Below are 20,274 nucleotides of genomic sequence, written 5' to 3'. Positions count from 1 at the left end.
TTCCTTATTTATTGGGTAAGGAAATTTACCGCTTCGTCGATAATCTTGCTCTGTCCAATGGGTCCTCCCGGACCTTGGAACCACAAGCCGTAGTCAACGATGTAGACATTGTTGTTTTTAACAGCATTCAGGCTTTTCCACACTGCTGTTTTTTGCAATTCTGTCGTTTCATTCTCGTCTGATGACAACAGGAAAATATGATCGGGATTAATCGATGGTAACGACTCCATGGAGATTACTTTCATTGAATCTGTCGGGTCAGGTATGGATACAGGAGGTGTCAGGCCTAGATCGTCGTACAGAACCTCATAGTTTCTTTTACTGTAATAACGCACTTCTTTATCGGATAAACGCAGGAACATCACGGTCTCGTCTCCGATGGATTGCTTGATTTTCTCACGGGCTTCTGCAGCTTTCTTTTCGTATTCTTCAATGACCTGTTTGGCCTGATCCGTCTTCCCTAACATATCTCCCATATGTAACAGGCTTGTCTTCATACGAATAATACCTTGCTCGTCCTGCAGCTTCTCTGCCAGCAAGGTAGGGGCAATTTTGCTGAGGCTGTCATAGGCATCACTCATGAAATCCTGACCGATAATCAGGTCTGGCTCTGCCGCCAATATGCTTTCGTAGTTGGGATCAACCTGCCAGCCCAGATTTTCTTTTCCTTGTAGTTGATCGGACAGGTAGGTAGGAAACTGATCACTCCCCTCCTCATTACTGGATGCTGCCTGGGGTACAATACCGAGTGCTAACAAATAGTCAGTTGCAGCCGGGAACAACGAAATAATATGCTGAGGATCACCTTTGATGACAGTTTCTCCCCAAGGATGTTTAACAACACGCTCCTGTACTGCTGATTCGGTGGATTGCGCGACTTCGGTGGTTGGAGCATTGTTACCGCTTGTTCCATTACTGCTTGTTGCTGAACTGCCCTGAGAAGGGGAACAGGCTGATATTAATAATGTAAGGCTGAGCATCAAAAGCAATGCAACGGGTTTTCTCGATCTCATAGATGTAAGTGATTCTCCTTTTGAGTTGTATTGATAATAATAATCATCATCAATAGGATCATAACCGCGATGCATGGGACTGACAATGGACAATTCTGATTCTTGGATAGCATTATTCTGACCGGTTGGCAAGGCGATACATTTTTGTTTGAACCGACCTGGTGAAAGGCCAACATACTTTTTAAATAAACGATTAAAATAGATCACATCCGGAATGCCGATTGCCTCAGCAATCTTCTGAAGAGATGCATCTGTGTGCAACAGCAGCTCCTTGGCTTTGTACATCCGTATCCGAGTTAAATAGGTAATCAGACTGCTGCCTGTCTCTTTCTTGAACGTTCTCGACAGATGCCCTGCACTGCAGTCCAGAAGTTCTGCGAGCGGATCGACCATAACGGGCAACATGTAGTTCTCTTGAAGATAACGAACGGCTTGAGCTACCAGATCAGGCTTGGCAGTCTCAATTCCTTGTGCACTTAACTGTCTCATTAATTCATTAATAAATTGATAAAATAACGTCTTTACCTGAAATTTCGAGAACGCATCCGTCCGTTCCCAATGTTGCTCTATTCTTTGGACTTTATCATATAAGTCAATGGGATAGCTTGGGGCGAAAGCATATTGCACGTGAAACGGGACATGTTGCCTGAGCAGAGCTTGATTCTCACGAGTATTGGATAACGACAAATTAGCCCGATAAAACATCAAATAAAATTCGAATGAATCCTCGTTCAGGGAGATATTCATCCATACCCCCTTGCCTCCATGTAAGACTTGCATCTGATCGATCGCGTACATCGTGTCATCCAGCGTAATCGTTGCATTGCCGCGAACTGTATATATAAAACCGCTAATTGGAAATCGATAGGCATGGATGGGTTCGCCAGCGCGCACGACGACGTGACGCACTTCCCATATTTTAATTGAGGCCAGATTCCATAACTTCACATGCTCTTCTACGTGCATCTCTTCCTTCACCTTCCACAACCCATTAAGTTAGCAAAACATCAGCAAAATCAGCTGATATTTTCACTTTTCTCCATTCTATCGATAATCATTCTCAACTACAACATATATCTTCCTATTCGATAAAATGCTACGCACGAATAAGCCGATCCAATAAAGGATCAGCTTAGGTTGTAACGTTTTAGACTTCGCCGCGTCTGTTCTCAACCGATTTCATACGGTTTTGATCATCTGGTACCCGGTCAACACTGAACTCTTGACCAGCTTCAACCTCACCATGACCTGAAATATTTCGCGAAAAATTAGTGAACTGTCTTTTTTGCTCATCCAGCTCGTGTTTTTGCTTCAAAAGCTCTTGCGGGTCCTGCTTTGTCACTATGCTAACCTCCCATACATACTTGAAGTCATGCAATTTAATTCGTACTACAGAAGTTTTCCATAAGAGAGCTGTACTTATGCATGAATATAGATGAGATGGATATCGTTCCGTTGTTAGTACAGCTAATTTATCCAGTTAAGAGACTAGTTTCAATCCTACAATACTGACGATAATCCCACTAACGATAGCCAATTTCTTTGCATTTTTGGGCTCTTTGAATACATACATCCCTAATAGTACACTGCCCGATGCCCCAATACCTGTCCAGATTCCATAACCAATGCTGATTGGGATCTCTCTCAAAGACAGGGAAAGAAAAATGAAACTTAATGCCAGAAACATAGCGAACATCAATGTATGTTTCAATTTGGTGAATCCATCTGAAAGTTTCAGAAATATTACACCGCCAACTTCAAATAAACCAGCTAAGATCAAGAAAAACCAACTCATATCTATACACCTGCCTTTGGTTTAGGTTCATTGGAAACAAATTTCAGACCGATGATGCAACTGATTAATATCATGACCAGCACGATTTTGATTGCACTTACGGAGTCCCCCAAAAAAATCATTCCCACAATTGCGGTTCCAAATGAACCAAGTCCGGTAAACACCGCATAAGCCGTTGATACAGGAAGTACTTTAGTGGATTTTGCAAAGAAGTAAAAGCTGCCAATCATTAACATAACCGTGGGGATTACGATCTCGATTTTCGAAAAACCATCGGAGAATGACAAACCTAATGCCCAACCTACCTCTAAAATCCCTCCAAAAATAAGGAATAACCACGCCATAAAACATTCTCCTCTTCTGCATTCATGTTGTTGTTTTGTAATCAACATTCACATTCAATAATGATAGTAATTTGTATCATTTGATATAATAATAAACCATCTTTATTTTAATTGCAAATTTAAATATTCGTATCAAACTAATAAGAAAATCCGCCTGTTAAAACTCCAAGTTACGCTGTGAACATACAAAAAAAGCCAACCAGAAGTTCCTGGTTGACCAACTACGTATAAGTTAATTTTGTTTTTCGGAATCAGTGAATATCTTTCTTTTTGAAATTACCACCTCTGACTTCAGCAACATCATATACGACTACAAAAGCAGTTGGGTCAATTTCGTGAATGATATCTTTAATTTTACTCTCTTCCATCCGGTTAATGACACAAGTAATTTCCTTGAATTGCTCATTAGAGTAGCCACCGTAAGCCTCGGTATACGTTGCTCCACGGCCTAAACGGTCCCGAATGGTTTCAACCATAATCTCAGGTTGATTCGTAATAATTTTAAACGTTTTGGAGCCGCTCAAGCCCTCTTCAACAATATGTATTACTTTAGAAGCAATAAAATACGCAAGTCCTGACAAGATCGCGCCTTGCAGACCAAACACGGTAGAAACGACAATAAATACAAACATGTTGAGGAACAGGATGAGATCACTGGTTCCAAAAGGTACTTTTCGCGAAAGGAGTACAGCCAACATATCTATGCCATCCAATGCCCCGCCATTACGTAATGCAAGTCCCATACCAAAACCGATGATAATCCCGCCGACAACCGTAACAAGCAAGGTATCACCTTCAATGATGGTTGGTATATGGTGCATCAGACTGGTGCTGATTGCAAGTGAAGCAATACCGATGATCGAATATAACGCAAAGCTTTTTCCGATTTGCTTGTACCCGAGCCACACAAATGGAATGTTAATAATCCCGATGAGCATCCCCAGTGGTAATCCGAACAGCTGTGATCCTACGATACTCAGACCTGTGACACCACCATCTGAGACATTATTCGGGATCAATATGGCTTCCAGGCCATATGCCGTTATAAATCCCCCAATGATAATCAATAATACTTTGGAGAGGATCTTTAACTTGTTTGACTTTTGTTTTCTGTTTTGATGCATTGCATTTCCCCCTTGATGAACAACCGATAAAAAACAGTCTATAATAAAAATCACTGTTTTGGCAATAGATCGTCATTTGTGTGTGTTACTTCATTGTCCGATGAGCGCCCGATACGACGAAATTTTATGCTCAAGCATCTTATCTGCTGTGTTAAGTATGTGCATCTGTTTTTGAATCGACTCTTTATGCTCCTCCAGCAGCTTCAAACGATCCGCCGCCGTATGCTCCCCTTCCTGAAACAAGGACGCATACTTCTTAATGGTAGCAATGGGCATCTGAGTCTCTTTTAATTTAATTACAAATTGCAGCCACTTCAGGTGTGACTCGTTGTACCGCCTGTCTCCACTGGCATCTCGGAGAGGAGTTACAATCTGTTCCTTCTCATAATAACGCAACGTATGTGCACTGATATGGAGTAATTCTGCAACTTCACCAATGGTATGCATGGTTAACCTCCCCTCCATTTTCCCGCTTGACTTAGAGTAAGCTCTAATCAGTATAATCAACTCGTGGTCACATCACAATAAAAAATGAAATCAGATCCAGGAGGAATTCCCATGAAATATACAGTGATTACCGGTGCCAGTTCAGGCATTGGATATGAAGCGGCTTTAGCTTTTGCAGCTCGTGGCAAAAATATGATTCTGGCAGCACGCAGAACCGATGAATTGGACAAGTTAAAAGCAAAAGTAGCTGAAATCAATCCTGATCTGGATGTTGTCATTCGTACAGTGGATCTGTCGATTGCCGCTAATGTGCATGAATTCTATGAGAGTCTTCAGTCTTACTCCATTGAGACGTGGATTAACAACGCCGGATTCGGAAATTTTGCTTCCGTGGGCGAACAACATCTGCCCAAGATTGAACAGATGCTTCATCTAAATATAGAAGCTCTTACGATTCTTTCTTCCCTGTATGTACGTGATTATGCAGATGTTGATGGCACACAGATCATTAATATCTCCTCTGGTGGTGGATATACGATTGTAGCCGATGCAGTAACCTACTGCGCAACCAAGTTCTATGTAAGTGCCTTTACCGAAGGACTTGCGCAAGAGTTAAAAGGTAAGAACGCAGCGATGCAAGCCAAAGTTCTCGCACCGGCTGCAACCGAGACTGAGTTTGCGAAACATTCCTTTAATGTAGACGAGTTTGAATATGAAGGCAGAGTTCCCAAGTTCCATACGGCGGAACAAATGGCTGGATTTTTGCTAGAGTTGTATGACAGTGAAAGTGTAGTCGGCATTGTGGATGGGTTGACGTATGACTTCGAACTAAGAGAACCGATCTTTCCATACGCTGCGAGAGCATCCTCGAAACCACAAAATTAACCCAAAAACTGAAGTCGAAGCTAAGTCGGCTTAATACCGGTAAACATTCACCTAACCCCACTGATAAACATCATTGAATCTAATCGTTAAACTTCAGTTAACGTTAAAAAGGGAACCTGTCTCCAGGTTCCCTTCTTTGTATTTATTTTCAATTCTATATTAATACTTACTATAAAATGAAGTAATTATGCCAGCCTCATTTTGAAATCCTGATATCCGAATTCGCGAACAACTTCGCAATCGCCGTCTTTTCTTTTGACTGCAATCGCTGGAAGCGGCATGCCATTAAACGTATTGGTTTTCACCATGGAGTAAATCGCCATGTCCTCGAATACCAGACGGTCACCTTCTTGCAAAGGCTGATCGAATGAATAATCCCCAATCACGTCACCGGATAGACAGGTCTGTCCACCTAGGCGATACAGATGAGCCTTCTCGCCCACTTCTCCCGAACCGATCAGCGGCGGGCGATATGGCATTTCCAGCACATCCGGCATATGACACGTAGCTGAAGTATCCAGAATAGCGATGTCCATACCATTTTTATGGAAGTCCAGCACAGAGGTCACCAGATAACCCGCGTTCAGCGCAACAGCTTCTCCCGGCTCCAGATATACTTCCAGGCCATAATCGTTCTGCATACGTTTGATGCATGCTTCCAGTCTTGGAATATCATAATCTTCACGTGTGATATGGTGCCCACCGCCGAAGTTAATCCATTCCATTTGTGGCAACCATTGTCCGAACTTCTCGACAACAGCATTCAGCGTAGTCTCCAGATCGTCGGAGTTTTGCTGACAGAGTGTGTGGAAGTGCAGTCCAGAGACACCTTCCAACAGGTCTGCATCGAAATCCTCCAGTTTCGCGCCAAAACGCGAACCCGGAGAACACGGATCGTAGATCTCATGTCCTTCTTGGGTGGAGCATTCAGGGTTGACGCGCAAGCCGACCTTACGGCCAGCTTGAAGCGCCTTATCCTTGAATTTTGCAAGCTGTGAAAATGAGTTGAAAATAATGTGGTCGCAGATGGAGATAATCTCGTCGATCTCTTCTGCGCGGTATGCTGGAGCAAAGACATGATTCTCTTTGCCCATTTCCTCATGGCCCAGACGCGCTTCATACAAACCGCTTGCCGTTGCACCGCTCAGGTATTCTCCAATCAGCGGATACATCGCAGTCATGGAGAATGCTTTTTGAGCCAGCACGATTTTGGCACCTGTACGCTGCATAACACCGTTCAAGATTTTCAGGTTTTTCTCAATAAGCGCCTCGTCAACAACAAAACATGGTGTCGGTAATTGCTCGAACCGCATTTTAGCGAACAAGCTCCGATTCTTTAACTTCTTCTGGCAGCTCATCAACGAGTACCGGGTTGAAGTCTTCTACCCATGGGAGGCCCCATTTGTTCAACTCTTCCATGAATGGATCCGGGTTGAACTCTTCTACATTATATACGCCTGGTTTGTTCCATTTGCCTGTCATGACCATTGCTGCACCGATCATTGCTGGAACGCCTGTTGTGTAAGAGATCGCTTGGGAACCCACTTCTTTATAACACTCTTGGTGATCACAGATATTGTAAACATAATATGTTTTGTCTTTGCCGTCTTTTTTACCTTTGAAAATACAACCGATGTTTGTTTTACCTACAGTACGTGGTCCAAGGGATGCTGGATCAGGCAGTACTGCTTTCAGGAATTGCAGTGGAATAATTTGTTTACCTTCATATTCAATAGGCTCGATTGAAGTCATGCCTACATTTTCAAGAGCTTTCAAGTGAGTCAGGTAGCTTTGACCAAATGTCATGAAGAAACGGATACGTTTCAGACCTGGCATGTTTTTTGCCAAAGATTCCAGTTCCTCATGATACAACAGGTACATGTCTTTCTCGCCCACTTCTTTGAAGTCGTAGACACGTTTGATTTCCATCGGCTTCGTTTCGATCCATTCACCATTTTCCCAATATTTTCCGTTCGCAGATACTTCGCGAATGTTGATCTCAGGGTTGAAGTTGGTTGCGAACGGATAGCCATGGTCGCCGCCATTGCAGTCCAGAATGTCGATGTACTCAATTTCGTCAAAGTAGTGCTTCAGGGCATAAGCGGAGAATACGCCAGTCACACCTGGGTCAAATCCACTACCGAGCAATGCAGTGATGCCTGCTTGTTCAAAACGCTCTTTGTAATCCCATTGCCAGCTGTATTCAAACTTCGCTGTATCATGTGGCTCATAGTTAGCTGTGTCCATGTAATTTGTTTTAGTTGCAAGACAAGCATCCATGATTGTCAGATCTTGATACGGCAAAGCGAGGTTCATAACGATATCCGGTTTAACTTCGTTGATCAGAGCGATCAGTTCGTCAACATTGTCAGCATCAACTTGTGCTGTTGTAATTTTTGTTTTTCCGCCGTCCAGCTTGGCTTTGAGTTCATCACATTTTGATTTTGTACGACTCGCGATGCAGATTTCCTCAAAAACTTCGCTGTTTTGAACGCATTTGTGTACTGCCACGGAAGCAACGCCGCCGGCGCCGATGATTAGTGCTTTTCCCATTTTACATTCTCCTATCCCAATATGTATTTTTTTAAAAATTGGTTTAATACGGTGACAACAAGACAACAAAAAAAGCAAGGTGAAAAATGCTCGCAATCGCGCATCATCACACTTGCTTATCGATATACATCATAAAAAAGACGTGAAGTCTCCATGACCAAAAAAGTTCACAAGAACTCCTTTGGCGGAAAGCTTCTTCATGTATATCAATATTGGATCAGAGTCTATATAGCAAATAATTCGCCTTTACCACTCTTATTGACCGTTTCACAAGTTGATGTGCAATTGCACTGGTTGTAAAGTAACCAACTTATAAAATTTGAGCTTTGAACTCAATCAATAAAGCAACATAAGTTGCCAATCGGCGTTTGACCCGGCTGTCCGTATGGCCTTAACTTCCTGGTGAAGTGGTCAAAATTATCTGCTGGAAAGCTCTAATTCATATTGATAAATTAACTTCCCAAAATCACAGGTCTTACACTATCAGACGTCGAAAAAAAAATCAAGCAATAATTTAAAATTAATTTTTTGATCTGATTACGCGTTGGAATGAAATTGATATCCTTCGAAAACTTTTAAGCCTTCTGTGTTAAGTAATTTCCCTGTTACTTCAGGCTTTTGAGGACTTTTGTCGAATACTTCTTCACACGAGATCATGATGTTGCCGCCAGCAATTTCCGCTAATAGATCATGGGCCAAATTGTTCGTTTCCTTCTTTGCGAGCTTGCAGAGCAATCTCAATGGCTTTATGCATGAATTGTTCATCTTTATTCATAAGGTTTACCTCCACCACAAAAATTATGTATCCCACTTTATCTTTTACATTAAGCAGTGTTCAATCCATTAATATGTTTCTTGTTCATTCCATTCTATCATCTATACAAATAAAGAGTATGACGAAAATTCGTCATACTCCAATGGGTTACACTAAGTTTATCTATTAAAATTTTACGGGCAATGCTGCCAATCCCTGTGATGACAAAGCAGAGTGCCAATGAATCTCTTCCTGAGGAATACTGAGCTGAATATCCGGTAGCCGACGTAAAAGCGTAGTAAACGCCACGTCCCCTTCTACACGAGCAAGCGGAGCGCCAAGACACATATGAATGCCGTGTCCAAAGGCCAAATGCCGTTTTATTTTGCGTTCGATATCCAACTCTTCGGGGTCAGTGAACTGCTGCTCGTCCCGATTCGCTGATTTCAGAAGGGGAATCACAACATCTCCCTTTTGAATCAATTGTCCATCCAGCTCCGTGTCCTGTGTTGCATAACGAGGACCTGAGGAAGTCGCGGGTCCGTTATATCGTAACAACTCCTCCACCGCAGAAGGAACCAGGTTCAGATCTTGTTTCAGTTGTTCCAGTTGTTCGGGATGGGTCAGAAGAAGATAAGAACCAGTTGCAATCAGATTGGAAGTTGTCTCATGTCCGGCAAATATCAATAACGTGATCATGGATATTAATTCATCTTCATTCAGTCGATCCCCCTCTTCCTCAATCGCAATCAATTGACTGATGAGGTCATCTGAAGGTTCTACTCGTTTGTTCGCCACAAGTTGTGAGGTGTACTCTGCGAATGATCGCAAGTGCTGCGCTACGGCAGGGTCCTGTTTACCAAAACCAAGACCTTTGGCAATGGCTTCAGACCATACATGGATCTGAGGTCGGTCTTCCTGAGGTATACCCAACATCTCGGAAATAACGTTGATTGGGAAAGGATAGGCATAGTCTTTTACAAGATCCATCTCTCCTATTCCTTCGAATTGGTCAATCAACTCATCGGCAATTTCCTGGACGCGTGGACGCAGGCTTTCCATATATCTTGGCGTGAACGCTTTGGAAACCAGGCTACGCAGTCTTCGGTGATCCGGTTCATCAACAAAGAGCATCGACTTTCCGGTAAAAAAGGTCTGGGGTTCCGATGAACCAAGCTCACCTGAGAGATTCTTTCGAATATCATTGCCACTATCAATAGAGTTCATATCTACCGTAAATCGAGAGTGATCTTTCAGCACTTCCATGGCGACGTCCATCCGAGTTACAATCCAGGTTTGCCCTGCTCCACCCATTGGATTAGGAATAGGGACAACGGAACCTTTGGCACGCATCTGTGCAAACATGGCAAATGGATCTTTACTATTTTCTTCGCTAAACAAATTAAATTCTACTTTTTCTGATGTCTGGTTATTCGAGTTATTCATATAAATCTTCCTTTCGAAGTGAAGTTATTCAAATCTATGGAAATATATGTTCATTCCGATTATATACTACTCGTATATTTAATTTCAAATCTAATAGTTTGAACAGTAAAAACATCTGTTATAACAACAAATAATTAATATACTAATAGTACATTAATAATAACCACAGACATAAAAAAGCAAAAAAAGAGGTCGGCTACGAGCCAACCCCCATATTAATTACGTTGCTTCACCAGTTCCAAATACCACCAACAGGCTTCAGTCAGTCTATTGGCTTCAGATTGAAACGCACTGGATTTGTACTCTTTGTGAAACGCTTGAAGCACCACTTCGATTACAGGAATATTTAAATCCTCTTGATCTTGTAATAGCGCTAAAAGCCCCTTCGAAAGTTGCTTGAATGATGCAGATTCCTTGGATTTTTGTACACGGTTGTTGAACTCATCCAATTCGATCAATATATTATCGATGTCCAGACCCATATCATGGTTACGCTCATCGGCATTCAGGAAATAGAGAGACTGAAAGTCGAAAATATGTTCATTTCTCTGATGCATTGTTCTTAGGATCACTTCAATGTACGTTAATACTTTGGGAACCACTTCGCTCCATACCGGTTTTGGCGTATTTAGACTTCTTGATGTGTTGGCAATCTGATGTAATATGCCGTAGCACAATATGGCCCCTTCGTTGGCATATAAGCTAATATCGTTCCCGTAAACCTGAATCAAGCGTGTGGACAGCCATTTTAGGTGAACTGTAGCCAGTTTGGCTGAGTTGATCTCCCCGGAATAAAAACCCGTCCAATATAATTCCCATACTCGCTCTTTATTAGGTACAGACATAGGAATCGCAATCTGATCTACGAGCAGGTCATAATCCGATGTATAGTGATTTTGTTCAAGCTCTTTACGAATGAAAACATCCTCTTGCATACGCTGATCAATAATTGAATATAAACAGTCTTCTTTGGAACTGAAGAATTTGTAGAATGTGCCTTTGGATACACCCGATTGATCCAGGATCATCTGAATTGTTGTATTTGCATAACTATGCTCTAAAAATAGTGCAAGTGCTGTTTCCAATAAACTTTGTTTACGACTACTCATATCTCGTTATCGCCCCAAGTTTTTCTATTGATTTTAACATTCATTCCTCAGGAGTTGAAGCATTGATTCGCAGTATAGCTGTCATATAAAATAATTGCACAATGAGTAAATTTGCACAATGAGCAACTTGTTTGTTATGATAAACCTCACAAAGTGCATATTCAGTATGTGTGCTCTTCTTAAAAGAATTAAACCATAGTCATTGGTGTTGGAGGTGAACGCATAAGCGGAGAATAATGATCAAACGAAACTTGAGACATTTGAAGAAAGAAGCAACTGAAAAAGCACTTGCTAGTGCAGCATTTGAACTTACCCTTGAACATGGGCTTGATGGCTTTACGGTTGAAGATATCGTGCATCAGGTGGGTTGTTCCCGCAGAACATTTGCAAACTACTTCACATGTAAGGAAGAGGCAGTAGCCAGAGGCGCAATATCTGTCCAGAATACAACGGAACTCGAAGAGTTACTTACCGAATTGCCCGACAACGTCTCCTTGCTTGACGTACTGTATAATCTGATCAAGATGCAGCTTACAACAGAACTAATAGGAAGACTTCATCAGCTACTATCGCTATCCCAGACCTATCCCGTGCTTGAACCGCATTACCTTGGAGCCATGCACCGGATGCAGACGCAGGCACAAGATACCTTATTAGACTTATCTAACGGGAAGTATGACGAGATCTATACTTATCTTTTGATCAACGCACTATATGGAACAATACTGCCATTAATTGATGGAAGACTCAATGTGTTACTGCCCGGACAAGTCATTACTGAAGATACCAAGCCCGGTGTTTTAACATTCGATCAATTTTTGGAAACCACGTTTAATCATTTACGGGCAGGATTTGAACATGCCAACCATCCACATTCATCATAGAGGAGTGTAAAATAGAGAAATGTCTACATTATTATACAGAGTGGGGAAAACCGCTTTTAGCAAACCTGCCTATTTCATCATTGGCTGGGTTTTAATTCTGGGAATTGTCATCTCCATGATCAGCATCAATGGTATTCACATCAGTTCCGAAATGAAGATTGAAGGCACAGAGTCACAGAAGGTTCTGGATCAATTGGCAAAAGAACTGCCTGCCGCCTCCGGCGGTCAAGGAAGTGTTGTCTTCAAAGCTCCAGACAACGAGCGTTTGGATACGCCTGAACGTTTGGCGGCCATGATGAAAGGTGTTAATGAAGTTTACGGATTAGACAAAGTCATTAACCCTGCGGACTATGCAGCTGAAGCGGGTAATTCGGGTGCTCAGGCGGAGATGGCTCAGAATGCTCAGGCTACTGATATGGCGCAATCCGCAACAACCACGCCTCCTCCCTATGGACCTTTGATGGTGGATGGTGTTCCTGTACCTGGAATGCTGATCTCTTCGGACGGCAGCATTGCACTGTTCCAGTTCCAATTTACAATTGAACAGTCTGCCATAACACAGGATGTATTTGATTCCGTTATTCAGTCCATTATGACGGTAGAGCAAGGAACCAATATTAAGGTGTTGCCGGGCGAAACGCTCAAAACGGTATCGATTGGAGTCGGCTCGGCAGAGATTGTTGGACTGGTCATTGCTGTCATTGTATTGCTGATCACCCTTGGCTCCGTTGTTGCAGCAGGTCTGCCTCTGATCACTGCACTCCTAGGAGTTGCCATTGGAGTTGGTGGTGCGTTCTCCATCTCCAAATTCATCGAAATGCCTAGTGTCACTTCCGTTCTAGCTCTAATGGTTGGATTGGCTGTTGGAATCGACTATGCGCTCTTCATTGTTAATCGCCAGCGTCGAATGATCATTGATCAAGGCTTGAGCGCAAAAGAAGCAACGGCCAGAGCCATTGGTACATCGGGTAGCGCAGTATTTTTTGCCGGATTAACCGTCATTATTGCACTGTGCGGTATGCTTGTCATCGGTCTTACATTCTTGTCTACGATGGCTTTAGTCGCAGCTGCCACCGTGCTCATCAACGTATTTGTTGCTTTAACCCTGTTGCCGGCTTTACTGGGATTGGTAGGAGAACGCATCTGTTCCGCCAAAGCTCGTGAGAAAAGCGCGAAACATCCTAAAGCCACTAACCACGGAGTCGCGAACAGATGGGTGAAATTCGTTATCAAAAATCGTTGGGCTACCATTATCGCCATCATCGTCATTCTTGGTTTTGCCGCGACGCCGATCACCAAAATGGAAATGGGTATCCCCGGCGCTTCCTCAGCGAATCTGGATACAACTGCAAGACAAAGTTATGATGCCATCTCCGAAGGCTTCGGAGATGGATTCAACGGACCCCTTATTCTGGTCGCAGAGCCTAATCAGTCTTCCGCAAAAGTTACACCGCAACTCTTGGGCGGTCTGGTGATGGAACTTCAAGGTCAGAATAACGTTGCACAAGTCACACCACTTGGGATGACAGAAGATTTGGCTATCTTTAGTCTCATTCCAAAAACGGGTCCTAACGATAATCTCACTAAAACACTGGTCACTGATCTACGCGCGGCTGATTCCAGCATCGCACAGACCTATGATGTGAAACTCGGAGTTACTGGACTCACAGCTGTTAACATCGATATGTCCGCCAAACTGGCGCAGGTGTTCCCTATTTATGTAGGCATCATCATCCTGCTCTCGCTGATCATCCTGTTACTCGTATTCCGTTCGATTATCGTTCCAATTAAAGCCACCATCGGTTTCCTGCTTAGTATCCTGGCTACATTCGGGATCACCACTGCTGTATTCCAATGGGGCTGGTTGCATTCGCTCTTTGGTTTCGATACCGGTGGCCCGCTGCTGAGCTTTATGCCGATCATCGTAACAGGTATCCTGTATGGCCTGGCGATGGACTATCAAGTCTTCCTTGTGAGCTCCATGCGGGAATCCTATGTGCATGGTCATCGCGGGACCGAATCCGTCGTTCATGGGTACAATCAGGTAAGTCGCGTGGTTGTTGCCGCAGCAGTGATTATGGTCTCTGTATTTGCAGGATTTATATTCACTGACGATGTCATGATCAAACAGATTGGTTTCACTTTGGCGGTAGGCATTCTGATTGATGCTTTCATCATCCGTATGGGCTTGGTCCCTGCCATCATGGCTATTTTCGGAGACAAAGCTTGGGCACTTCCAAAATGGCTGGATCGCATTCTGCCAAACCTGGATGTTGAAGGCGAGAAGCTGATTGCTTCCCTGAATGCTGAAGAGCATGCCAACACGAAGTCTGGATTAAAATAATCCTGCCAATAGAACGGTAGATACCATGATTACTTTTACAACTATATTCACCAATACAAAGACCTCCTCTGTTTTTATAAACAGGAGGTCTTTTTTTCTTTTTCACATTTTATGCGGTGATGTCTTCAATATGGATAGTATAGCGTGGGGATTTAGCAGCATTAACAAACGCCGCAAATAACTTCTGACTGTAGTCATCTACTTTATAGCTGTACTCTGGATGCCACTGCACAGCCAAAACAAACGAGCGGTTTGGCATGACCACGGATTCAACGAGTCCATCTTCAGCGACGGCCACAGCAGTTAACTTATCCGATAACATTTTGATTCCCTGATGGTGGTAGCTGTTCACTTTTATCGTATCGGTTTGCAAAATATCGTATAGGATATTATTTTTCTCAATATGTACATCATGTACAAGATCCGTATACGGCGGACTTTGCTTATGATTAACGATCTTGTTCCCATGAAGTTGAAGGCTAGTGGGAATGTCTTGATATAAAGTTCCACCCAACATAACGTTAAATAGCTGCAGTCCACGGCATATGCCAAAGGTAGGTTTATCAAGCTCAATTACCTTTTGTAATAATATCGACTCCATCATATCGCGTTCAATACACAACTCTCCACAGGTAACCTCTGCATGCTCATGATACAGCTCAGGATTGAGATCATGTCCCCCGGTGAACAGGAACCCATCGAACTGATTAGCCAGCGTTGCTATGATCTCGATATCCGTTGTCAAAGGTAGCATAAGTGGAATCCCACCTGCTCCTTCTATGGCGTTCATATAATCTGGAAGCATCCAGTAACTTTTTTTGTCTGTATCATACAAAGGCAGAACACCGATCATCGGCTTTTTCATGGCATTACCTCCAAGCTTTTCATTCATTTTATCAGATCTCTTCATATATAAATTCACTGAATTATTGCATTATCCTACCTCTATCATCTACGAACCCGTTACATCCGGAATGCTGGAAAACTAAAAAAACAAACAAAGCCGTATAACAGCGACTTTGTTTGTAGTTCATATACCATATATACGCATTCATGCGTTTAGTCTAGACAGCATCTCATCTAAGCTGCTTTTACAGTGGTTGCTTCGTCTGAATTCACTTGGATGGAACGCTGGCATATCAGGGTAACGACAAAAGCCAGCAAGGCAAGCATCACAGCAACTGGAGGCACCCACTGGAGACCACCCATATTAACGGCAATTCCCCCGACACCAGAGCCTAGCGCTATACCCACATTGGCCGCCACAGGCAGGAGTGTAGATGCAAATGCTTTGGACCCCGGCGCGATCGATCCTGACACATCAAACAAATATAACTGGGATGCCGCGCTCATGGAGGATGACAGACATCCAATCAGGAACAGAAACGCCAAGCCCATCCACACATTAGAAACGGTAAAACTCATGCCAAGGAACAGGATGGCTTGGATGACGAAAAGTCGCTTGAGCTTGGGCAGGAAGTCACCCTTGGCTATTTTGGCACCAATCCAGTTACTCAGGATGCTACAGGCTCCATAGATCAGGAGTATGGCACTAATCCATTGTACTGGCACACCCATCGTCTCACTCAGGAGTGGCGTAATGTAAGTAAAAACGACGAAAATACAGCTGTTTCCGAGTACAGGGATCAGACAGGCCAGCAATATCCGTGGTTTTAAAAAGAGAGACATCTGATCACTGAACGAACCTGCAATCGTTGTTGTTTGGCGTGGCAGAATACGGAACATGAACACCAGCGGCACAACCCCTATGCATGCTGTAACAACAAACGTCATGGACCAGCTTAGATGTTGTCCGATAAATGTACCGAGCGGAACACCTAGCACATTAGCGATTGAAAATCCGCCCAAAATCCAGGCGATAGCTTCCCCTCTTCGCTCCCGGTTCACTGCGTCGCTTACGATCGAGATCGAAAGCGATATTGTAAGTCCACAAGCAACGGCCGACACGATGCGAATGGCCATCAGAGAAGAGAACGTTGTTGAGAACACGGTCAATAGATTTAATGCTAACACGATTGCAAATCCGATCAATATGGAACTTCTTCTGGATATTTTGGCCAAGAAAGCCACAGCAAATGGTGTACCCACTGCGTATGCAATCGCAAAACCGGAGACAAGCATACCCGCGGCAGCAAGTGATACTTTCATGTAACTTTCAATTTCCTTCAACACACCCACGATAACATACTCGGTTGTTCCCAGTACAAAGCTAACAAGCGTAAGCGTTAAAATAAGTAGGTTCTCTCTATTTCTAGTCATAAATCAATACTCACTAATCCTTTCTATTGTTGCAAGCGCTTCAATTCTGTCTACGATCATTAATTCATGTATTTTCTGCTTTCCCATCCCTTCACTTTCGATATATAGTACATTTTGGATAGTGAAATTGTACTGTCAGATATACCATGGCGACAATCAAGGTTGTTGTGGTTTTATTGCAAAACATTATATATGTTGTCATTTCAACACAGACTTTCATTACAGATTCTGAAGGGAAGACATAGATGAATACACACCACGAATTCGGCCAACGGCATCCAAATCGAGATTGCACCATTATTTATGTAGGAAAACTGGCCGACAATCCCCATTGGAGCTTTCCGACGCATAAACATGACGATCTGCATGAGATTATCTACGTAACTGAAGGCAAAGGATTGTTCACCATTGACGGTACCAAACACTGGGCCCAAAAAGGGGACATGCTCATTTATAACAAGGGTACTCTTCACGAGGAGAAGTCCAATCCTGAATTCCCGTTATCCACCTTTTATTGCGGCTTTCGTTTTGCAGAAGGCACCCAGACCCTTGAGGATTGGGTCATCCCTCCCTCTAACAATCCGATCATTCGAGCCAACCGATATTCCGATGAGCTCCATTCGTTAATGCAGACTCTCTTCAATGAATTTTCAATCCGGGAACATGGATACGAGTCGATCTCTGGGCATGTCCTGAAAGCAATACTTCTGATCATCGACCGGCAGTCCCGTCAACAGCTTCCTAGTGGGGAGAGCGTTGAGAGCAATACCCTCGCTGAGAGCATTAAAGACTATTTGGATACCAACTATCGGCAAAACATTAAGCTCAAAGAATTGGCAGATCAATTTCATATCGATTTTTATTATTTAATTCATATGTATAAAAATCACTATGGCACTTCTCCTTATCATTACCTGATTCAACGAAGAATGGGTGAAGCCACCCGATTATTAGTCTCAACCAACAAAAAAATATGGGAAATTGCCAAACTGGTCGGTTACGATAACCCCAATTACTTTACAATTTTATTTACCAAAACGGTTGGTGAATCACCACGAAATTTCCGAAAAAAGAATCAAAAGGATATGTTCGGGGATGAGGTGTCACATTCTTACTAATCGTACTACATGCAGAAAGGCGCTCCATTAGGGGAGCGCCTGGTGCTTTACATGTCTCTTTACATATTTCTTTACACATTTACTTACTTCTACTCTAAAGCTTAAAGCGGCGAACCAATTCTTGCATGTTCTCAGCTGTTTTGGAGAGCTGTGCAGATGATGCCGATATCTCCTGCATTGCCGCCATTTGTTCTTGGGCTGCTGCTGAAGTTGTCTGAGCACTATCAGCCGACACTTTAGAGATATGACTCATCGCGGCAACGGTAGCCGACACTTCTTCCGTACTGGCTGACAACTGTTCTGAGACAGCGGAAATATCCTGAATTTGATCCACGATATGTGTTGTATACTGTTCAATGTTCGATATGGTTGCTGAAGCTTCTTGGCTGATCCGCATACCTTCACCGACTTGATTACGAACTTTATCATTCATAAGAGACGTGGATTTCGCAATCAAATCAAGCATTTTGCCAATGGTAGCGCCAATCTCGTCCGCACTTTGTTTGGATTGCATCGATAACGTTCGTACCTCGCCTGCAACGACAGCAAAACCTTTGCCGTGTTCTCCTGCTCTTGATGCTTCAATAGAGGCATTCAGTGATAGAAGATTGGTTTGCCGAGAGATATCCGCAATCGCTTCATTCATTCGATTGGCTTCGGCGGAGAGACTGGACAGCTCATTAATCAATGCCGAGGTTTCTTCAACAGCTCCGAGAATATGTCCCATTTGTTCTCCGACCTGGTTTATCGTTTTCCCACCATTAGCAACAGCGCGCTCCGTCTCTTCAGCCGAATCCACAATCGCGCTCGCAGATTCTGCAATTGAACTGATGCCTCTCGCCATCTCTTCTACGGCATTCGCGGTTTGTTCCGAATTCTCCGCTCCAACGATAGCTGATTCCGCAGTCTGTTGCATGGTTTCAGCCACATGTTGAACCGATTGGGTGGTTTGTTCTGTACTTTCCTGAATCATCTGGGAAGAGTGACTTAACAACGATGACGTCTGGTGAAGTTCAGCAACCACTGATTGAAGGGAGATGGTCATTTGGTCAAAATCATTTGCCAATATACCAAATTCGTTTTCGGTTTTCAGATTCACTCGTTCAGACAGATTCCCTTCGCTTACGCTGCGGGTTGCCTTTCGCAGTTTTTGCATAGGTACAATAAAAGATCTCAGAATGAAGAAAATAATTACACCGGCAATCAATACAGATATAACAATGACCGTTAGACTCGATACCATAATGGGTTTCGCTGCGGCGATAAAATCTTCATGGCCCATCAAAGCAATGACATTCCAACCCGTCAAAGCATTAACACCGTTATATACCTCCAGATCATACGCCAGATCCGTTCTGACAAATTGAGAAAATGCCATCGGTTCATCGGAATTTGAAGCCGTATTTGGATGGACTGGAATTCCCTCGATGAGTGCTCCGCCGAGCTCTCCTCCTCCACCTTTTGCAATCGCACCGGACCAAGCTGCAATCGTTCGATTGGAGTCCACTACAATCAGACTTCCATTACCTCCGACATCCACATATGATAACGCTTTTGCTAATGGCTCCAGATCAAGTTTAATACTTGCTACACCTTGTTCATTTGACAGAGCTTTTGAAATCTCTACATAAATCTTCCCGGATACCGGATCTTTCATAATACTCGAAAAATAGAGTGATCCATTCTTACTTTCACCATTAGAATACCAATCTGTGCTACGTGGATCATATGTTGCATCCTCAATTGCTGGAGAAGATATATTACTGCCTTGGTCGTTGCCTACGGTTATGGCAAGAATATCAGGATATGTATCAGCTAATTGGTCGATTCCTACTTGTACCGCTTCGTTGTTCGCCTGACTGGGAGCGGAACCATACATACTGTCGATATAACTCAATAATGCTGCTTTTTCCCCCACCAGATTGTTAATATGCTGTCCTGTCATCGTTAATATTGTATTGAGGGGATCTGTCATTTTTTGTTGTACTTGATCTTTGGCACTATGATACGAGAAATATCCGATAAGTGCAGTGGGGATAATAAGTACCGCAAGGAAAGCTGCAATGAGTCGAGTACTCATTAATCGTAAAACGGCTCCTCCTTTCTTATAAAATGACCTTTTTTCACTTTCCTTTTTCAAGTTCAATCTTCCTCTCTTTATTCATTTTTGGTAGAACT

General features: G+C 43.1%; 17 protein-coding genes. 4 read left to right on the top strand and 13 right to left on the bottom strand.

Translation table 11 applies throughout. The features are described from left to right. Positions 1–8 precede the first annotated feature (8 nt). From V6668_RS14830 to V6668_RS14805, 6 genes are all read right to left on the bottom strand, one after another. Positions 9–1,991, bottom strand: a complete 1,983-nt coding sequence (locus V6668_RS14830; RefSeq protein WP_338708952.1) for an AraC family transcriptional regulator — start codon at positions 1,989–1,991, stop codon at positions 9–11. Between the two features lie 169 nt (positions 1,992–2,160). Beyond that, the gene (locus tag V6668_RS14825) at positions 2,161–2,355 is read right to left on the bottom strand and encodes a hypothetical protein (RefSeq protein ID WP_017688524.1); all 195 of its coding nucleotides are present in this window, start codon (positions 2,353–2,355) and stop codon (positions 2,161–2,163) included. Positions 2,356–2,493: 138 nt separating this feature from the next. Beyond that, on the bottom strand, positions 2,494–2,808 hold the full coding sequence (locus tag V6668_RS14820) for a multidrug efflux SMR transporter (RefSeq protein ID WP_338708805.1): 315 nt from the start codon (positions 2,806–2,808) through the stop codon (positions 2,494–2,496). 2 nt (positions 2,809–2,810) lie between these two features. Next, a complete protein-coding gene (locus tag V6668_RS14815) occupies positions 2,811–3,152 on the bottom strand; it encodes a multidrug efflux SMR transporter (RefSeq protein ID WP_338708804.1) in 342 nt (113 codons plus the stop codon). Between the two features lie 251 nt (positions 3,153–3,403). After that, the gene (locus tag V6668_RS14810) at positions 3,404–4,276 is read right to left on the bottom strand and encodes a YitT family protein (RefSeq protein WP_017688526.1); all 873 of its coding nucleotides are present in this window, start codon (positions 4,274–4,276) and stop codon (positions 3,404–3,406) included. Between the two features lie 90 nt (positions 4,277–4,366). Next, positions 4,367–4,723, bottom strand: coding sequence for a MerR family transcriptional regulator (locus tag V6668_RS14805; protein ID WP_338708803.1), 357 nt, complete (start codon positions 4,721–4,723; stop codon positions 4,367–4,369). A 111-nt stretch (positions 4,724–4,834) separates the two neighbouring features. Between V6668_RS14805 and V6668_RS14800 the strand changes: the two genes are divergently transcribed. Next, on the top strand, positions 4,835–5,608 hold the full coding sequence (locus V6668_RS14800) for an SDR family NAD(P)-dependent oxidoreductase (RefSeq protein WP_338708802.1): 774 nt from the start codon (positions 4,835–4,837) through the stop codon (positions 5,606–5,608). 185 nt (positions 5,609–5,793) lie between these two features. Here V6668_RS14800 and nspC read toward each other — a convergent pair whose 3' ends face one another. The 4 genes from nspC to V6668_RS14780 all read right to left on the bottom strand — a co-directional run bounded on the left by nspC (position 5,794) and on the right by V6668_RS14780 (position 11,470). Beyond that, the gene (nspC, locus tag V6668_RS14795; protein WP_100526213.1) at positions 5,794–6,921 is read right to left on the bottom strand and encodes a carboxynorspermidine decarboxylase; all 1,128 of its coding nucleotides are present in this window, start codon (positions 6,919–6,921) and stop codon (positions 5,794–5,796) included. Between the two features lies 1 nt (position 6,922). Continuing rightward, the gene (locus tag V6668_RS14790; protein ID WP_036616010.1) at positions 6,923–8,161 is read right to left on the bottom strand and encodes a saccharopine dehydrogenase family protein; all 1,239 of its coding nucleotides are present in this window, start codon (positions 8,159–8,161) and stop codon (positions 6,923–6,925) included. 940 nt (positions 8,162–9,101) lie between these two features. Then, positions 9,102–10,361 carry a cytochrome P450 gene (locus V6668_RS14785; protein WP_338708801.1) on the bottom strand — a complete coding sequence of 420 codons (1,260 nt, stop codon included), beginning with the start codon at positions 10,359–10,361 and terminating at the stop codon, positions 9,102–9,104. Positions 10,362–10,576: 215 nt separating this feature from the next. Beyond that, positions 10,577–11,470 carry a TetR/AcrR family transcriptional regulator gene (locus V6668_RS14780; RefSeq protein ID WP_338708800.1) on the bottom strand — a complete coding sequence of 298 codons (894 nt, stop codon included), beginning with the start codon at positions 11,468–11,470 and terminating at the stop codon, positions 10,577–10,579. 251 nt (positions 11,471–11,721) lie between these two features. Between V6668_RS14780 and V6668_RS14775 the strand changes: the two genes are divergently transcribed. After that, positions 11,722–12,354, top strand: a complete 633-nt coding sequence (locus V6668_RS14775; protein ID WP_338708799.1) for a TetR/AcrR family transcriptional regulator — start codon at positions 11,722–11,724, stop codon at positions 12,352–12,354. 19 nt (positions 12,355–12,373) lie between these two features. Beyond that, the gene (locus V6668_RS14770) at positions 12,374–14,698 is read left to right on the top strand and encodes an MMPL family transporter (protein WP_338708798.1); all 2,325 of its coding nucleotides are present in this window, start codon (positions 12,374–12,376) and stop codon (positions 14,696–14,698) included. Between the two features lie 109 nt (positions 14,699–14,807). On the opposite strand, the gene V6668_RS14765 is transcribed toward V6668_RS14770, so the two are convergent. Then, the gene (locus V6668_RS14765) at positions 14,808–15,563 is read right to left on the bottom strand and encodes a gamma-glutamyl-gamma-aminobutyrate hydrolase family protein (RefSeq protein WP_338708797.1); all 756 of its coding nucleotides are present in this window, start codon (positions 15,561–15,563) and stop codon (positions 14,808–14,810) included. A 215-nt stretch (positions 15,564–15,778) separates the two neighbouring features. Beyond that, on the bottom strand, positions 15,779–16,978 hold the full coding sequence (locus V6668_RS14760) for an MFS transporter (protein ID WP_076253016.1): 1,200 nt from the start codon (positions 16,976–16,978) through the stop codon (positions 15,779–15,781). A 245-nt stretch (positions 16,979–17,223) separates the two neighbouring features. Here V6668_RS14760 and V6668_RS14755 point away from each other — a divergent pair, with 245 nt between their 5' ends. Then, positions 17,224–18,096 carry an AraC family transcriptional regulator gene (locus V6668_RS14755; protein ID WP_338708796.1) on the top strand — a complete coding sequence of 291 codons (873 nt, stop codon included), beginning with the start codon at positions 17,224–17,226 and terminating at the stop codon, positions 18,094–18,096. 94 nt (positions 18,097–18,190) lie between these two features. Here the strand turns inward: V6668_RS14755 and V6668_RS14750 are convergent, their stop codons facing one another. Beyond that, positions 18,191–20,176, bottom strand: coding sequence for a methyl-accepting chemotaxis protein (locus V6668_RS14750; protein ID WP_338708795.1), 1,986 nt, complete (start codon positions 20,174–20,176; stop codon positions 18,191–18,193). Positions 20,177–20,274: the final 98 nt, after the last annotated feature.

Source organism: Paenibacillus amylolyticus, assembly GCF_036894225.1.
Classification (GTDB): Bacteria; Bacillota; Bacilli; order Paenibacillales; family Paenibacillaceae; genus Paenibacillus; species Paenibacillus amylolyticus.
Note: the sequence above shows the minus strand (reverse complement) of the source record. Positions and strands in the feature narration are given on the sequence as shown.

What these genes read in the sequence shown, in the direction of transcription:
- V6668_RS14810 (WP_017688526.1), bottom strand. Translation starts at nt 4,276, where the DNA reads ATGCATCAAAACAGAAAACAAAAGTCAAACAAGTTAAAGATCCTCTCC.
- V6668_RS14780 (WP_338708800.1), bottom strand. Translation starts at nt 11,470, where the DNA reads ATGAGTAGTCGTAAACAAAGTTTATTGGAAACAGCACTTGCACTATTT.
- V6668_RS14815 (WP_338708804.1), bottom strand. Translation starts at nt 3,152, where the DNA reads ATGGCGTGGTTATTCCTTATTTTTGGAGGGATTTTAGAGGTAGGTTGG.
- V6668_RS14820 (WP_338708805.1), bottom strand. Translation starts at nt 2,808, where the DNA reads ATGAGTTGGTTTTTCTTGATCTTAGCTGGTTTATTTGAAGTTGGCGGT.
- V6668_RS14755 (WP_338708796.1), top strand. Translation starts at nt 17,224, where the DNA reads ATGAATACACACCACGAATTCGGCCAACGGCATCCAAATCGAGATTGC.
- nspC (WP_100526213.1), bottom strand. Translation starts at nt 6,921, where the DNA reads ATGCGGTTCGAGCAATTACCGACACCATGTTTTGTTGTTGACGAGGCG.
- V6668_RS14800 (WP_338708802.1), top strand. Translation starts at nt 4,835, where the DNA reads ATGAAATATACAGTGATTACCGGTGCCAGTTCAGGCATTGGATATGAA.
- V6668_RS14790 (WP_036616010.1), bottom strand. Translation starts at nt 8,161, where the DNA reads ATGGGAAAAGCACTAATCATCGGCGCCGGCGGCGTTGCTTCCGTGGCA.
- V6668_RS14785 (WP_338708801.1), bottom strand. Translation starts at nt 10,361, where the DNA reads ATGAATAACTCGAATAACCAGACATCAGAAAAAGTAGAATTTAATTTG.
- V6668_RS14770 (WP_338708798.1), top strand. Translation starts at nt 12,374, where the DNA reads ATGTCTACATTATTATACAGAGTGGGGAAAACCGCTTTTAGCAAACCT.
- V6668_RS14805 (WP_338708803.1), bottom strand. Translation starts at nt 4,723, where the DNA reads ATGCATACCATTGGTGAAGTTGCAGAATTACTCCATATCAGTGCACAT.
- V6668_RS14750 (WP_338708795.1), bottom strand. Translation starts at nt 20,176, where the DNA reads ATGAGTACTCGACTCATTGCAGCTTTCCTTGCGGTACTTATTATCCCC.
- V6668_RS14765 (WP_338708797.1), bottom strand. Translation starts at nt 15,563, where the DNA reads ATGAAAAAGCCGATGATCGGTGTTCTGCCTTTGTATGATACAGACAAA.
- V6668_RS14760 (WP_076253016.1), bottom strand. Translation starts at nt 16,978, where the DNA reads ATGACTAGAAATAGAGAGAACCTACTTATTTTAACGCTTACGCTTGTT.